At 43.7% G+C, this 16,186-nt stretch carries 9 protein-coding genes; all 9 read right to left on the reverse strand.

Annotation, left to right across the window (positions count from 1 at the left end):
• Positions 1–97: 97 nt before the first annotated feature.
• Positions 98–2,710 (reverse strand): DEAD/DEAH box helicase family protein, encoded by a 2,613-nt coding sequence (locus tag BM210_RS14950; protein WP_091169591.1) that lies wholly within the window; start codon positions 2,708–2,710, stop codon positions 98–100.
• A gap of 15 nt (positions 2,711–2,725) precedes the next feature.
• Positions 2,726–4,588, reverse strand: a complete 1,863-nt coding sequence (locus BM210_RS14955) for a site-specific DNA-methyltransferase (protein ID WP_091169593.1) — start codon at positions 4,586–4,588, stop codon at positions 2,726–2,728.
• Between the two features lie 232 nt (positions 4,589–4,820).
• The gene (locus tag BM210_RS14960) at positions 4,821–5,819 is read right to left on the reverse strand and encodes a globin-coupled sensor protein (RefSeq protein ID WP_091169596.1); all 999 of its coding nucleotides are present in this window, start codon (positions 5,817–5,819) and stop codon (positions 4,821–4,823) included.
• Between the two features lie 372 nt (positions 5,820–6,191).
• Positions 6,192–7,403 carry an S-layer homology domain-containing protein gene (locus tag BM210_RS14965; RefSeq protein ID WP_091169599.1) on the reverse strand — a complete coding sequence of 404 codons (1,212 nt, stop codon included), beginning with the start codon at positions 7,401–7,403 and terminating at the stop codon, positions 6,192–6,194.
• Positions 7,404–7,425: 22 nt separating this feature from the next.
• The gene (gene srtB / locus BM210_RS14970; protein ID WP_256223630.1) at positions 7,426–8,238 is read right to left on the reverse strand and encodes a class B sortase; all 813 of its coding nucleotides are present in this window, start codon (positions 8,236–8,238) and stop codon (positions 7,426–7,428) included.
• A 17-nt stretch (positions 8,239–8,255) separates the two neighbouring features.
• Positions 8,256–9,026 (reverse strand): ABC transporter ATP-binding protein, encoded by a 771-nt coding sequence (locus tag BM210_RS14975; protein ID WP_091169602.1) that lies wholly within the window; start codon positions 9,024–9,026, stop codon positions 8,256–8,258.
• Complete coding sequence (locus BM210_RS14980; protein WP_091169604.1) at positions 9,016–9,999, reverse strand: FecCD family ABC transporter permease; 984 nt, start codon at positions 9,997–9,999, stop codon at positions 9,016–9,018. The genes BM210_RS14975 and BM210_RS14980 overlap by 11 nt, the downstream gene beginning before the upstream one ends.
• Before the next feature lie 39 nt (positions 10,000–10,038).
• On the reverse strand, positions 10,039–10,920 hold the full coding sequence (isdE, locus tag BM210_RS14985; RefSeq protein WP_091169607.1) for a heme ABC transporter substrate-binding protein IsdE: 882 nt from the start codon (positions 10,918–10,920) through the stop codon (positions 10,039–10,041).
• 125 nt (positions 10,921–11,045) lie between these two features.
• Complete coding sequence (locus BM210_RS14990; RefSeq protein WP_091169609.1) at positions 11,046–16,067, reverse strand: NEAT domain-containing protein; 5,022 nt, start codon at positions 16,065–16,067, stop codon at positions 11,046–11,048.
• Between the last annotated feature and the right edge of the window lie 119 nt (positions 16,068–16,186).

The raw sequence follows: 16,186 nt of genomic DNA on the forward strand, positions 1-16,186 counted from the left end.
GTTCTTCACATAAAAAAACATCTCAAACCTTGTTGAAGGTGAATGAGATGTTCGTTTCATTATATTTGATTTATCTTTATAAGTTTTTATTATGCATTCACCTTGAACGTTGGCTAGCTTTTTGTTCATTGATCAACCTTGAAGCCCGAATAATAAATGCTTCTGGATTCTTTCTGAACGCGAGAAAGGTGCCAGGCTGGATGCTGCTCAAAATGTTCACAATCGATTTCCGGGTCAGTCTCGTTTCGTTAACTAGCTTACCGATAAGATCGTATTTCACTTGTGTCGCCACACGGAGCTCAACCTTCTGAATGTGGGTTTCGTGGATCTCTAAGCCCTCACCCAACTGCAGTTGCTCCTTGGAACGAATCGTTCCTACCCCTCCATGCTCAATCCGGTAAAACGTCTCAGGAACAGTAAGTTTAGTATCCAATTCACGCACACATTCCCGAACAAGCTCTGCCGAATCAAAATCATCCGTATACGATGTGTTAGGCCGAATTCTATTCTGAAACTCCTGATTCTTTTGCGAGTAGAAGTTAGAACTTAGCGTCAATTGTTTAATATGGTTTGTGTGATCATTGTTAATCCAATCCACTGAAAGCTCTGAATAAATCGTCCCCACCCAATCCATAATGGCTTGTCGAAAAGGATGAACCTCTTCAGGTAATACGACCCGATTACTTGCAGCGGCATCATAATAATCTTGTGTTAGCTCATTCTCTGTATTTATATAATCATTTCTGATAAATGACTTATAGAGTTGATGGGCAAGCTGCTTGTTGATAGTCAAGGTTTCATCCTGATCGTTCCTCAAAAGGTGGCCGAGGAAAAACGAAGGTTCAACTTTCTGCGGCCTGGCTGATAGAATTGCGGCAATTTCACTTTGAAGCTGACGGGCAAATGAATCGTAGGATTCACTGGCGATAATCGTCAACACATTGATATCATGAACATCTATTCCAGGCATTGAAACATCTATTCGATCTCCATATTGGTTAACGCAAAGCCTTAAGCCTCGGCCTACCTCCTGGCGCTTTTTAATCATGGAATCGCTATGCTTTAGTGTACATATTTGAAATACATTTGGATTGTCCCAGCCTTCCTTGAGAGCCGAATGAGAAAAAATGAACCGGGTCGGGTCTTTAAAACCGAGAAGTCTTTCCTTATCCTTCATAATGAGATCATATGCATCGGCATCATCAGAATCGGTTTCTCTTGCTGATACTTTGGAATCCACGAGCCTGCAATTTTTTTTATCTATCGAAAAATAGCCTTTGTGCGTTTGCTTCACTTGAATGCTTTCTAAATATTGGACAAATGCTTTCTCGTCATGCTCGCCCACATGCTTTATCGCATCACTCATGGCTTTTGTATATTCCTCTTCAAAAATCCGCGTATAGGCGCCGCTGACCTCATGGCCTTCCTGATCATACTGACGATATTTGGAAACCTCATCGATAAAAAACAAAGACAGCACTTTGATTCCAAGATGAAATAAAACCCGTTCTTTTTCCAAATGGGATTTGATCGTTTCGCGAATCTGGATTCTTCTAAAACTCTCCTCATCGATATTTCCCAAAGCTTCACCTGCGGTTAGTTCGATTCCGTTGGCAAAGCCAATTATGTTGCGGATTCCGTCAACTTCGGTTATGGTGTAGCCTTTATATGCTTCAAGCTTATTAGATAGTTGATAAAGATCATCGCCCGCCTGCAGCCTCTGAGATACCCTTTTCAAGCCGGAATTGATTTTCTGTTCATACTCTATCCTGGCAGCAGGTGCGAGCTTTTGGCTCAGATCCAACCCTTCCAAATACACATATGCTTCAGTTCCCGCCATACCATTGACTGAAATGCCTTTCACGTTGATTTTTTTGACGAGCTTTCTGTTGTAAGCATCCAGCGCATCCAAACGATAAATTTTGTTAAACTCCTGATCCTTCCGATGCGTTGCTGAATATCTCAACGTAAATAGCGCCATAAATGCCTTTAGCGCCTCCTTCGTCTTTTCACCCTCCACCGATTGCGGCTCATCGATGATTAGAATCGGATTGGTTGAGGCTATGAGGTCGATAGGTCTCCTGGATTGGAACTCGTCTAGCACCATATGAATTCTTCTGGTGTCCTTCCCTTTTTCAGCAAAAGCTTGCGAATTAATAATCATCACATGGATCCCTGTATCACTCGCAAAGCTTTCGATTTGGTGGAGGTGTCTAGAATTATATATAAAATAACGGGCCTTTTTGCCATACTCTGCCATGAAATGATCTTCTGTCAGCTGGAAAGATTTGAATACACCCTCTCGAATCGCTATCGAAGGAATGACGATAATGAATTTACTCCAGCCATACTTTTTATTAAGCTCAAACATCGTTTTGATGTAGGTATATGTTTTACCGGTACCCGTCTCCATCTCTATCGTCAGATTATACTGACCCTCAAGCTTGCCTGAGGGTTTTAATCCGTGATTGATCTGCACTTTTTTGATATTGGCCAAAACCTTTGCAGGCGGCAGCTCGATCAAATTATTTTTAGTTCCTATATACGGAGTGGTGCGGGCATCGGACTCCAGGACAATCTGCTGAGATTCAAACCTTTTTCCCGGGCCCATACTAAATCGAGCACCTGCGTTAGGCTGTCCATCAAAGCAGTCTACCACACACTGTACAGCATCCGTTTGGAATTGCTGATGTTTAAACTTAAGCTTCACGCTGCACTCACCTGCCTATAAGACTTTAATCTCAGTGCCTGAGGATAAGGATTGGAACAGCTCCTCGACATAAATCCGATCGGCATCATTTGCAAATGAGCAGTCCAGGAATACGGCCTGGTGTGGCATTTCGCTAGCAATTTCCTTCATCATATTCCGTGTAATCCGCTCTTCGAAACAGCAGACAAGCAAATTTCCTGCAACCCTATACACCGGTCTGCCCTCAATCTCCTTGATTTCAATAGGCAAAGACAGCTCCAATCCCAATTCAAGCATTACCTGAATCAACAGATCCTCACTTGAACGATCCTCCTTGATATTGGATTCAAGATCAAGTAAAAACTGCTGCTCCAGCTGCTCAGGTACATAATAAGCATCTTTCATATTGGAAAAATCGACCCGGAATACACGAAATCCGTAGTCTATCTCAGCCTCGGTTTCCGCTTTAATTTTACGGGCAGCTCTCCGTATACGATCTTTTCCAATGTCACATATCGTCTCATAGCCGGCGCGTCGAGCCTCACTGCGATCCGCACAAGGTTCAGCAAGCTGTACCATTATATACTTACGATTGCCTCCATCCTCCGCATTCAACTGCATTACCGCATCCGCTGTTGAAGCTGAGCCCGAGAAAAAATCAAGCACAATATCGTCATTCACAGATCCTGTTTTCAACAAAATTTTTAGTAAAGAGGTAGGCTTGGGAAATTCGAACATATCTTTGTCAAAAAGAGCCTTCACTTCTTTGGCCGAATCGAACGAAAAACCCCCATTTTCAATAATCGTAGGCAGCGTGACACCATCTCTAACCTCCGACAAATATCTTTTCAAATACGGCGCACCGGAATTTTCCCTAAAACCTATTCTTCCATCAGCCAACAGCTCATCCATCTTTTCTTTATTATACAGCCAGCACTTGTTAGCAGGAGGCATGAACCCTTCACCGGTATGCGGATGGAGGATCGGATATACACAGCTTTTTACCAATCTTCCACCTTTGCCATTTGCACTTAAGTCCGAGGCCACCCACCTTCCTCTGGGGTCATGGTCCGGATTGCGATATCTGGCATTCAGTTCCTCCGAACGAGGCTGCAAGAATAATTGCACTTGACTCGCATTTTTGGCATACACGACGATATATTCATGATTTCTGCCAATAATCCGATCATTGGGCGGAGTCGCGCGGCGTTTCCATACAAGCTGCTCAATAAAATTCATTTCTCCAAATATTTCATTGCAAACCTTTTTCAAATTATCTATTTCATGATCATCTACCGAAATAAAAATAACACCTTGTTCATTTAACAAATTTCTTGCCAGCTTCAATCTCGGGAAAATCATTGTCAGCCAGTCGCTATGGAATCTTCCATTGGATTCTGTATTTTGAAAAAGCCGAATCCCCTCTTCATCAACTTGCCCTGATTCCTTCGCATACTGCTCGGAAGTCTGGCGATAATCATCTCTGTATATAAAATCATTCCCTGTATTGTAAGGGGGATCAATATATATACACTTGATTTTGTTCAAATACGATTCCTGAAGGAGCTTCAATACGTCTAAATTGTCGCCTTCAATATACACATTTTGTGTATTCTCCCAGCCTAAACTGTCTGCCTGGACCGGACGAAGCGTCTTATCAATCGGATGATTTGCCTGACGGATCGCTTCCTTCTTGCCTGGCCATATAAGCTGATAGCGTTCTTTTTCACCTTCGACGATATGAGTTGACAGCTCCTGTTTTAACAGGTCAAAATCAATGACGCGCGTGAGCTCGCCATCGTCACTCCTAACTTCAGTCATGACATTCGGAAATAGCTGTGCGATAGCGTTTATATTGAATTGTTCCTTATTGAATGATTTCATCGTTAGTTTATCCACATTTACCCTCCCTGCTTTGAATAGTGATCATAGCTTACGAGAATAAATAACATCTATAACAAAAACTTATTATCGAAGTGGGCTCGCTGATGATACATGCATATCTCAGGGGGTACATTTGACGAAATATATTACCGTGCTGTGTTGCTGATTGTCCTATCATTATAACAAAAGCCAGCCTGTGAAGGTTGGCTTTTTTCGTTGTATAGACAATAACCTCTAAGTAGAGTTATTAAATACCGTTCTCCAGTTCGAGCGTCACCGCTTCGATCATATTGACAAAAGAGTTTAACTCCTCGGAAACTGCTGCCTGATCGCGCGCTTGAGCTGAGGTTTGCTGTGTATCCTGCATCACTTCATTCAAAACATGGGATATATCCTCAAGAGTCCCTTTGATCAAATCCAGCGAGTCTTTGGAATGTGCCGCAAGCTTGCGAATCTCATTGGCCACCACGCCAAATCCTTTACCATGTTCGCCGGCATGAGCTGCCTCGATAGCAGCATTAAGCCCGAGCAAATGAGTCTGATCCGAAACCTCTTGAAGCAAGCCGCCAACCGCATGAATTTCACCAATCTTGACCTGAAGCTGTTCAACTTTATTCAATGCATGATCCTGAATCTCCGCACTTAAATTAGCTGAATTCGATACGGACAAGCTGCTTTCGCTCAGCTCCACGATCATCGTTGCAAGCTCTTGGACTGCTTTATTCACCTTAACAATTGTTGATTGTCTATCGTCGGAAAGCTCTTGGATCTTCTGCTTTTCATCTGCTTCATAAGCTTCCAATACGAGCTGGGAATCAAAGTTGAACATCTTGGAAAGGGATAATATGATTTGCATCCACTGATCTGGAGCAACAACTTTAAAATTATTAACTGCAATATCCAGATAAAGCATATAAGTACCCAAATACCAGTCGGTCGTCAATCCAATTCTTGAGTGGATTTTACCAATATGTATTCTTTTCTCGATAAATTCTGTATCAATAACCCCTTCGACCATGGATAAAAAATACCATCTCTGAGTTTGCTTAAGACGCTCAATCGTGCTGTTGGCATTAATTATTTTCACGAGCTCTGGTTGTTGATTCACTTGTTCATACAATTTATCTACGACAATTTCGACAATAGCCTGAAAATGTTCTTTTTGACTTTTCAAAAAGGTTAGGTCATTCTCTGTAATACCCGTATAGGCAAGCTGCTTCCTTCTTCTTTCGTCAACCTGTATCATGTACATTCCCCCTGAACTCATAAAAGAAACCGTTTCAAACTTACACTAGTATATAAGAAACACTCAATAGGATGCAATCTAGATTTGAAATTCTTCCCAGCATCAGCAGCTTTATTACATTTGTTTATAGTTGGATTACAGAGATTCATCTCATAATAAGAGAAATTAAAGAATGTATAGTAAATTGTTTGAATTTTCTGTGCACTGCTTTCCATCAATCGTAAAACACGAAAATTAAGTCAAACAGCGATTCTGGATATGAGCTCTATTTAACAGAAAAAAGCCATATTCTCTACAAATATGTAGATATTATGGCTTTTTTCTGTACCCATGGAGGCAGCCATCGGCTTTGGGAGTTGATTTATTATTAACTTATTTAAGCTTGCTGATCGCTAATAAAAGTGTCACAGCCTCTGCTCTGGTAGCTCCTGCGTTAGGTGCATAACGATTGTTGCCTCGTCCGCTGATGATGCCTTTCTGAAAAGCGGTGGCTACTTCTGCATATGCCCATTTGGGAATATCGCTTTCATCAGCAAAATCCAATTTCTGGTTAGAATCTGGCTTTAACCCCAGCGCACGAACGATCAAAACAGCAATTTCAGAGCGGACAATATTACGGTTAGGACGAAACGTATTATCCTCATAGCTGCCGATAATGCCAGCTCCGAGAGCCTGCTCCAGATATGCCCGGGACCATTCCGGAATCTGAGCATTATCGGAGAATTGGAGCTCCGCCTTTTTCCCTTCCAATTTCAGGGCACGTGCGAGCAATACAGCAAACTCAGAGCGACTGATTTCCCCGTCAGGATGAAAAGATCCGTCTTCATAACCGCTTGCAATCCCTAGAGATACTGCCTGTTCAATTGAAACCTGCGCCCAATGTCCGGCTATATCGCTTAATGCTGGCTTGTTCGTGGGTTGTTCGCTGCTTGTTGGTTTAGGATCGGATCCCGATTTTGTCCCCGCTTGTTCGCCTTCCTTAGGTTTGTTGGTATCAGTTATCGGCTTCTGATCAATTGGAGCTGTACCAGCAGGTGCATCAACTTTACCTGATGAAGCGGAATTTCCTTCGATCAGCTTGGCGTTGTCTTTATCAATCGAAATCTCAATGTCGTATTCATGAAAATAATTGACCTCCGCCCAATCGATTTTAACCCAGGCCTTCAGCTTTTTCGACAGATCAACAACCTCGAACCGCACATCTCGTGTATTTTTCGCTTCATTCGTACCTACAACCTCGGCATCCTTCAGCACGCCATTGTTCTCCACTTTGAATGCAGTGATTTGTTTCCCCTGCTTCAGCGTCACCGTCATATACAATTTGCCACCAGCAGCCGTTAAGGTACCCGGAGTTATAATGTAGTCCTGCATCACCGACGGCTGCTCCGTACCAAATTTCTTAATTATATATGGAATCTTATAGCTGCCATCTTTAATAGTGCTTGCGCTTACTCCCGTGCCAACTTCAGCAGCAAAAGCTTTACCGTTTGTGACCGTATCTGGAAAGTTCACACCTGGAATCGCCGCTGCCAGCATCGATGCGATGCACATTCCATACATAACCTTTTTTATCGATTGACTCATATTTCAACACTCCTCGTAGCTATTAAATGTATCGTTCTCTCAAAATTCCATGAATGACAAGCCTACCCTCCACGGGATCCAGCGTGTAATCACAGGTAGACAAAGTAAGAATAGGTTCACGTTCGTTCAGCACGATGTCCGTTTTGAACATCGATTTATTCTGGACGTTATGCAAAAATGACAAGTAATCGGTATCGCCAGAAAAAGCCGTTTCAATATAATTAAAATCCGTCGTCGTGTAATAGAAGGAAAAAATTTCGATATCATAGCTCTTGTACAAAGTATCGTAACGAAATGTACGGTGATTATTGAAAAAATCACGGTCACCATAAGCCTTTAAAGCTCCGAACATGGAGCCGTTTTTCATGCGGTGTCCATACAATATGGTGTTCATGTTGGGCATCTCTGCCGTATTGCGGAAATCCATAAAAATGCTGCCCGCTCTCGAATCTTCCTTTTTAAAATTGCGGGACAAATAGTAATCGTTGTCCTGTGCCTGGACGATTGGATCATCAATCGTTGTCCCTGCTATATTTAACCAGCCCACGATGTCGGAATTTATAGCCAGCAATCCCTGGAAAGCGGTACGTATCCCAGGAGCAGACACTTCATTTACAGCCGCTTCGATCCGATCATCCTCCAATGCAGCGTGGTTCACAGCACTTTGCTGGTAATAGAGTTGCCTGGCTTGCGAAGCCAACTTCTCCTGCTCCCAATAACCGATGAAGATGCGTCCCAATGCAATCAGGCAAATAACAAACACGATCAAGCTCAGCACAGTCAGCGTTCTATGAACATTCTCCGTTCTCAGCATGCGAAAAACCGTTTTGTACATATCTCAGCGCCACCTTCTCAAATGCCGAGCGGCACCATATACAACCCGGTATCTTTGTCCTCCCTAACGATGACATCCACGCCATAGATTTGTTTGATCGTCTCTACAGAAATCACCTCCGAAGGTTTACCCTTTAATACAATTTGGCCGTCCTGCATGACGATGATACTGTCGCTGTAACGAATTGCTTGATTAATATCATGCAGCACCATGACGATCGTCAATCCATAGTCTACATTCAGGCTTTTGATCAGATTCAGCACCTCAAATTGGTAATAAATGTCCATATAGGTCGTTGGCTCATCGAGAAACAAAAATGGCGTATTTTGCGCGAGCGACATTGCTATCCATACCCGCTGCCTTTCTCCACCCGATAATTGATCAATGGTCAAATTTCGCTTGGCTAACAGGTTCGTGCGGGTTAATGCCTGTAAAACCGCTTCTGTATCCTCCTCCGAATGGGGAGAAAACATACTTTTATGGGGTAGGCGTCCAAAGCCTACAAGCTTCTCGATGGTAAGATCTGACGGAGCATCATTATGTTGATGCACAACTGCGAGTTTTCTAGCCAGTTCCTTTGGTTTGTATGTGTTAATAAGCTTACCGTCCAGAATCACGTTCCCGCTGCGGGGCTTATGGTTGTTAGACATGATACCGAGCAGTGTCGACTTACCGCACCCATTCGTCCCGATAATCGTTGTGATTTTTCCGATTTCAATGCTACTGCTCACGGATTTCAACTGATCGTTTTTTTTGTCGTAAGAAAATGTGACCTCTTTAATGTCCATGAGTACGCTCACTCTTTCTCAGTAAAAATATTAAAAAAGGTCCACCGATTACGGTCATAATAATGGATGCTGGAATTTCCGAAGGCGCCAATAAGGTACGCCCAAGAGTATCAGCCGATAAGATGAGCAGTGCACCTGCCAACGCCGAAAATGGAATCAGCAGCTTGTGATCAGAGCCTACCAGCAATCTGGCGATATGCGGAATAAGTAAGCCAACGAAAGCGATTAAACCGCCGATCGCCGTTGCGACAGCCGCCAGTATGACCGCTACGACTGAAATGAGCAATCTTGCTCTCGTTACGTTAAGTCCAAGGTTTTGAGCCGATTTGTCCTGCAGCGAAAGTAAATTGCACCAAGAATATAGCAGAATTGACAACACCAGCCCAATCGACCCATAAATGACCATAATTTGTACATCTCCCCATGTTTTCATCGCAAATACGGATGTGGTAGCCTGATTAATGCTAGTAACGGCATAGCTGCCTCTATAATTGAACGACTGTCCCAGACCTGTAAAAGTCGCATTTACTGCAATGCCGACCAGAATAATACGAATCGGTGTTAAACCCGATTTCCAGGAAAGTGAATATACAAGAAAACAAGCGATCGCTCCTCCTATAAAAGCAGCCAAAGGCAGCCAATAAAAAAACTGAGGGAACAGTGTTACAAATAACAGCGATATGACGCCCGCTCCCGAAGAAATACCAATAACGCCGGCATCGGCTAGAGGACTTCGCATGACTGCTTGCAGCAGCACACCGGATACGGCAAGGGCCGCCCCAACAAATATTGCGATAATGATTCGCGGTAAACGCAGGTCTTTAATAATCTGTACACTTTTATTTGTTCCGCTAAATAAGCCCTGTATCAGTTCTAAACTGCCCACCTTGATACTTCCGGTAGTCGCCGATACAAGGGCCACCGTTACAAGTAAAATGACGACAGCAATCATACTCCACCATGCTTTGTTCATTTCCAACTTCCTTTTTAGGCAAAATCAATACATTTGAATTCACGGGTATAGCATTGGCATCAAGACGTCAAGCGCTTGAACTGCAGCCAAATTTCCGGTGGTGCCAAACAATTCCTCAGGTAGATCATACACTCTGTTCGTTTTTACGGCTTCAAAATGCTTCCAAATATCATTTTTCTTAAATTCCTTGTCAAACATAATCACCACTTCTTCCGGCAGTCCGTGTGCTGCACGCAAAATAACATCAGGATTGGCCTTCTGCAAATATTCGGTGTTGGAAGCCAGATATTCAACTTTCTCTCCCTGAACAATATTTTGGCCACCCGCTAGTCTAACAAGGTCACCGATATAGGAATGCTCGGTAGCAACAAGGTAGCTGCCCGGCACGCCCAGTAATATGAGAACGGAAGGCTGCTTCTTGCCTTCTGTTTGTTTCCTGACAGCAGCAAGCTTATCGTTAAACTTGGCGATCAATGCTTCAGCTTGCGTCTTACGATCATATTTGTTCCCGAGTGCCAGTATTTCATTGTTCATTTTATCAACGCTGGTCAAATCCAAAAAATTGGCACCAACCCCTGCATTTTTAAACACAGGCGCCAAATCATATTCAAGTGTCGTGACTGAGAGAACCTCAGTAGGATCAAGCGATTTAACGATTTCCATATTGGGACTCATTGGATTGCCTATCTGGGTAACGCGTTCATACCGTTTGGGCAGGTTTTTATAGCTCTTCGGTATGCCAACCAAATCGACGCCAAGTGCATCCATCATTTCTGTTGCCGCCACAGTCGTTGCAATAACACGGTATGCAGATGATGATTGGGCTTCCCCAACCTTAGCCTCTGGCATGGTTTCACGTGTACAACCTGCGGTTATAAGCAATACTAATGCGATTAGCGCAGTGCTTATTATTCTATGCATTTCGATCCTTCTCCCTTTCCTGCTATAGAACGGATGCAAACTCGCCCACAGTTCAAAAATCACGAGGACACCGGTTTTCCGGTATCCCCGTTTGTTTACTGCCAGTTTTTCAGTATGACTTTGATTTACTCGGCATGGTCAATCAGCGCCAAAATTAACGTGACAGCTTCTGCCCTTGTCGCTCTGTCCTGTGGAGCGAACATATTGTTGTCCCTGCCGTTAATAATTCCTTTCTTGGCAGCAGCCGCAACCGAGGCTGAGGCCCATCCTGGAATATTCTGAGCATCGGCAAATGTCGAAGTTTCGTTGGTGTCAAGAGGAAGCTTTAATGCACGTGCAACCATGACTGCAATTTCGGATCGCGTGATTTTGCGGTCTGCCCGGAATGTACGGTCCTCATAGCTGCTAATAATTCCTGCTTCAACAGCCTGCTCTAGATAAGGCTTTGCCCATGTAGGAACGTTATCGAGATCCGCGAAATCAAGCTTCGTACCGCTTCCTTCCAACTTAAGTGTACGGCCAATCATCACAGTAAACTCCGCACGGCTGATTTCACCATTAGGGCGGAAGCTTCCATCCTCATAACCATTGACAATACCAAGGGAAATGGCACGCTCTACCGCTGCCTTCGACCAATGGTTTTCAAGATCGCCAAAGCTGGAACCAACAGCCGGATTGCCACCCGCTGAGTCCGTTGGAGCTTGATTCCCTGGCTGTGTGCTTGTTTTGCCAGCGAGTGCATCGATATAGAATACAAGGTGGATATCAATCTTATCCAGCTTCTTCTGCAGCATCGGGATATAGTCATCGTTCGAGTTTTTTGCTTTATCCAGTTCTTCCTGATGCTTCTGCAGATCCTCCTCGGATGGAGGCACAACGATAGCAAGCTGAGCATGGATAGGCGCAGTCAAATCCTTAGGTTCAAAGCTGATGATTCGCGTGTCAGCCGATTCGTCTTTACTTACAATCGTTGCAGATTGAAGTACATTTTGAATGGTCGTTTCTGTACCGGATGCGTTAGAAACCGCTTTTTCCGCCTCCACCTTAAAATCATCAACCAGCTTATCCTTGGCTATCGTCAGCTTAATACTTTTTGTGTCTCCCTTGACTATAAGCTTGGCAGGATGAGCAACCATATTGTCATATTTGGAATCCAGGTTACTTTTATACTGCAGCACGGAGAAATCAAGATCGTACTCCCCATCTTTGAGTGTTGCAACAGCAGAACCACCAGCACCACCAAGCACCGTATCCGCACTAACCTTCGTCATGCTCGATTTATCAAAAGCAATATCGATATCATATTCATGAAAGTAATTCATTTCCGCCCAGTCGATTTTCACCCAAGCTTTTTGCTTGGATGACAAGTCCTTCACATCGAACTGCACAACGCGAGTATTGTTAGCGTCATCCCTGCCAACTACAGTAGCATCAGACAATGATCCACCGCTGTCCACTTTAAACGAGGTAATCTCCTTGCTCTGCTTGAGTGTAAAAGCGAAATATTGTCTGCCGTTCTGAACAGTCAACAATCCAGGCGTTATGACGTAATCCTGCATTACCGAACGTTGATCGGTTTCATATTTCAAAATCTTATAGTTGATCGTATATTTCCCGTCGGCAATTGTGCTCGGCTGGGTAATGCCGCCAACTCCACCGGTTCCACCTGTACCGCCATTCCCACCAGTACCGCCAGTTCCAGGATTAGCTGGATTCGACGTGTCCGGTGTAATCGCTCCTACTGGAGAAACACTGCTGAACTGCAGCTTATAGTTCGTTTCCGTTCCATCAGCAGCCGCCAGTGTGATGGCATAAATCGAAGTCAAATCGTCTACTTCCAGCTTAAGGCTGCTCGTCGTTGCATTAGCCAATACCTTCACAACACCCGACTGTTTTGCTGCATATTGAGGTGTTAGTTCCTTTTTGAAAGAACCATCTGCATTGAGCTGCGTTATTTTTTTGGCGGTTACTCCACTTTTTAATATAAAGGTTGCCGTTTGCTTACCGTTTTGTACCCTCAGACTGCCCGCATTTTCCACAAAATTGCTGATTGGCACCGCTGCGGGATTATCTGAGACGGCTGAAAATGCAAAGCTGTATTGACCATCGTTTACCGGCTTTTTCAAGTCGATGGTAATACTCGTGATCCCGATTTCCACATCGTAATCATGGTCATAGAGGAAGGATGGAGTCACCTGCCAGTAAATTTTCACCCAGCCGTCCAGCCGCTTAGTCAAATCAGCCATTTCGAATTGCACAACTCTTGTATTCGCTGTTGCGTCACTGCTTACCGCTGCAGCTTCGATCAATTTTCCATTTTGTTTCGTCTGGAAGTTGAGAATTTCCGCACTCTGGTTCAACTGGAACGAAGCGTACGCTTTACCGTTCTTTATCGTCAGCTTGCCGCTATTCTTGTCTACATAATCGTACATAACCGAAGCCTCATCGGTTCCTTGTTTGTAGATCTTATAGGTCATGTTGTAATCCCCATCCGGCAAGCTGGCGTTTGCAGCTACTACCGATGCAAGGAAGCTGTCAAATGCACTTTGAAGCGCAGTTTTCGCATCATTTAACTGCTGCTGTGTGGATGCCGGATTCGCTGCCACTTGCTTGGCTTGATTAATCGACAGCAACAGCGCAGCTTTCGAGCCTAAAGGATATTGTCCAACCGCGCTTCCCTCTATCGCAGCATCATGAGCGGTCTGAATGCTGGCAATCAACGTATTGAGTGGGCCAGCTGGAGAAACATCCGTGAACCCGATTTCAACATCGTACTCATTGTCATACAAGAATGTTGGACTTACCTGCCAGTAAATTTTTACCCAACCGTTTATTCTCTTGGTCAGGTCTTTATTCACTTCAAATTTGATAGTCCGAGTATTGTTCGTGGGATCGAACCTCACGATTTCCGTTTCTGTTAAGACACCATTCTTCTCGGTTTTGAACGAGGTGATCTCAGTGCTTTGCTTTAAAGTAAAGGAAACATATCTTTTGTCGCCAGCAACGGTTAATTTCCCGCTTATCTTATCTACATAATCGAACATGACGGAGTTCTCATTAGTACCTTTTTTATAAATCGTATAATTGATTGGATAGTCGCCATCCGCCAATTGAGCCGGGGTAGGAATCACCGATGCTTTGAACTTCGTCAAGGCTTGCTGCAATGACAACAGCGCCGTTGCTGTCTGCGCCTGTGTACCTGTTATGTTGGACGCTTCTGCACTGGCAGCATCGATGGCTGACTGAATAGCAGCTTTGGCCACTGCCGGATACTGGCCTGGCGCCGTACCTGCTACTGCTGTTTTATTAAAAGCGGAAGCAGCAGTTATAGCTTGCGATAATGCACTATTATCTACATTATTAAAGTTCAAACGAATACTGTGGGTCTGGTCATAATTTTGTGCCGGCACTACCGCACGCACCTTGGCGTCCAGAAGCGTGGACAAATTATCTGCTTTGAATTTGACTTTCCTCGTATTAGTCGCTGCATCCGCGCTTACAAGGGTCGTTTCCACAAATTCACCGTTTTGCTTAATCTTGAATTCCGGTACAGTCATACTGTTCTTGATCGTTACCGTTACATAGGTTGAGCCGTCTTCCTCGGTTGTCAAGGTGGAGGGATTCATAAAATAGCTCTCTATGGTCGAAAAAGCGTTATTGGTTGCATGTACGGCTGAGAAATATACCGTATGCACAGCGCTGGCTTTGAACGCATCGACTGCTGTTTGCAGAACGGATGTAGCTTTTAAGATTTGTGGTCTCTGAGCTGCAAGGTTGTTCCCGACAAGTTCAGCAACCCCGATGGCCTGCTGCAGCTTAGTTTTGGCGCTTGCTGGATATTGTCCCATTGCAGTGCCAGTCACTGCGGTATTAACTAGCTGCCTGGCAGCCGTGATATTAGCATTAAGAGCTGTAAGCTGGTCAGCGTTGTAGCTGATATAGACATTTTTAGTAACACTGTTAACCGTGTAATTGAACGATGAAAAGCCTTGCCATATTGTATCATCGGCACTAGGATATCTAGTATAGAGTTGATAAGTCTTATTATTCACATCAGTACTTTTGCTTACCAACTTCGTATCATCAATTGTATTATTTGTTCCAAATAATCCTGCTGCATTAGGCTGAGTGCGTAATATCTTAACCTCGCCCACAGGATTTACAAAGGTAATATTAGCCAAGGTCTTGTAATAGGGTGCTACATTTTGTTCCAGCAGAACCGCTGTTTGCTTAAACTCGTTAGAATAAACTGAACGGGTAGCGGTTGCACCAAGCGTATCGAGAACAATGATATTGGTTGGTGTCGAAGCATGGTATTGTTGTGCTTTTGCAATACCAATTTGATCTTTTAACGTGTTATATCCAGCAATCACCTCATCAGCGCTAGCATTCGCTTTATCTCTGACGGTTTTAGCATTATCAATCCTACTCTTAAGGTTGCTATTAATAACACTATCCTCGTATTCCCCATCAGATGCTACCGTGTTTCCTTGCCCTTCTGCTGTTCCGGCTATAATAGCTGCTGCTTTAAACGCTTCAGCTTCATCAATCAATCGTCTTAAGCTTTCCTTGTCAACAACGGCTCCGGTAGTTGTTGTTGAGAGTTTGCTGATATCTAATTCCAATCCCACGTTATACCAGTAGTTATACGTGGGGTTTAGATTAAAAATATTTTCCTTGTCATCGATATGCATTAAAATATCCTGTACTTTCCCGATATCCTCAACATCGACCTGTACAATGATATTGTTAACATCACTGGCCTGCTTGGTTGTTACAGGTTGATATCCTTCCATACCGGTAACAACGGGTACTTTACCTGTATCTTCTTTGATGACTGCCTTATCCTTACCTGCAATACGCGAACCAAAGAACGCAAAGGTGGTATAGTCCGTCTTCTTAATCTCATGCTCCAGCTTCGCCTTGCCATTACTAACAATTAATTTACCTGTGTCTTTGATCATAAAATAGTTAGCTGCTGAGGTTTCCCACGTACCGTTCTTGACATATCGGTAGGAAATCGGGTACTCACCATCAGCAACTGTTGTCGAAGCGTTCGCCACCGAAACGGGTCCTATATGTATTGTAGATAGCAATAATACGAAGGCAATCAACATCGCCATTGTTTTCTTAAATAGTTTAGTCAATTCAATTACTCTCCTTAAGTCAATCTATGTGGTTCTTGCTCCTACCGGCATAAACGCGAAAAAATCCATTTTCTGAAATAGTTCAAGATTTTTGCTTCTTAAATAAATAGATAATCTCA

This window comes from Paenibacillus sp. 1_12 (assembly GCF_900114475.1).
In the GTDB taxonomy this organism is placed as follows: domain Bacteria; phylum Bacillota; class Bacilli; order Paenibacillales; family NBRC-103111; genus Paenibacillus_S.

Excerpts from the sequence above, each read along its gene's own strand:
- BM210_RS14960 (WP_091169596.1), bottom strand. The coding sequence starts at position 5,819 with ATGATACAGGTTGACGAAAGAAGAAGGAAGCAGCTTGCCTATACGGGT.
- BM210_RS14965 (WP_091169599.1), bottom strand. The coding sequence starts at position 7,403 with ATGAGTCAATCGATAAAAAAGGTTATGTATGGAATGTGCATCGCATCG.
- srtB (WP_256223630.1), bottom strand. The coding sequence starts at position 8,238 with ATGTACAAAACGGTTTTTCGCATGCTGAGAACGGAGAATGTTCATAGA.
- BM210_RS14975 (WP_091169602.1), bottom strand. The coding sequence starts at position 9,026 with ATGGACATTAAAGAGGTCACATTTTCTTACGACAAAAAAAACGATCAG.
- BM210_RS14980 (WP_091169604.1), bottom strand. The coding sequence starts at position 9,999 with ATGAACAAAGCATGGTGGAGTATGATTGCTGTCGTCATTTTACTTGTA.
- isdE (WP_091169607.1), bottom strand. The coding sequence starts at position 10,920 with ATGCATAGAATAATAAGCACTGCGCTAATCGCATTAGTATTGCTTATA.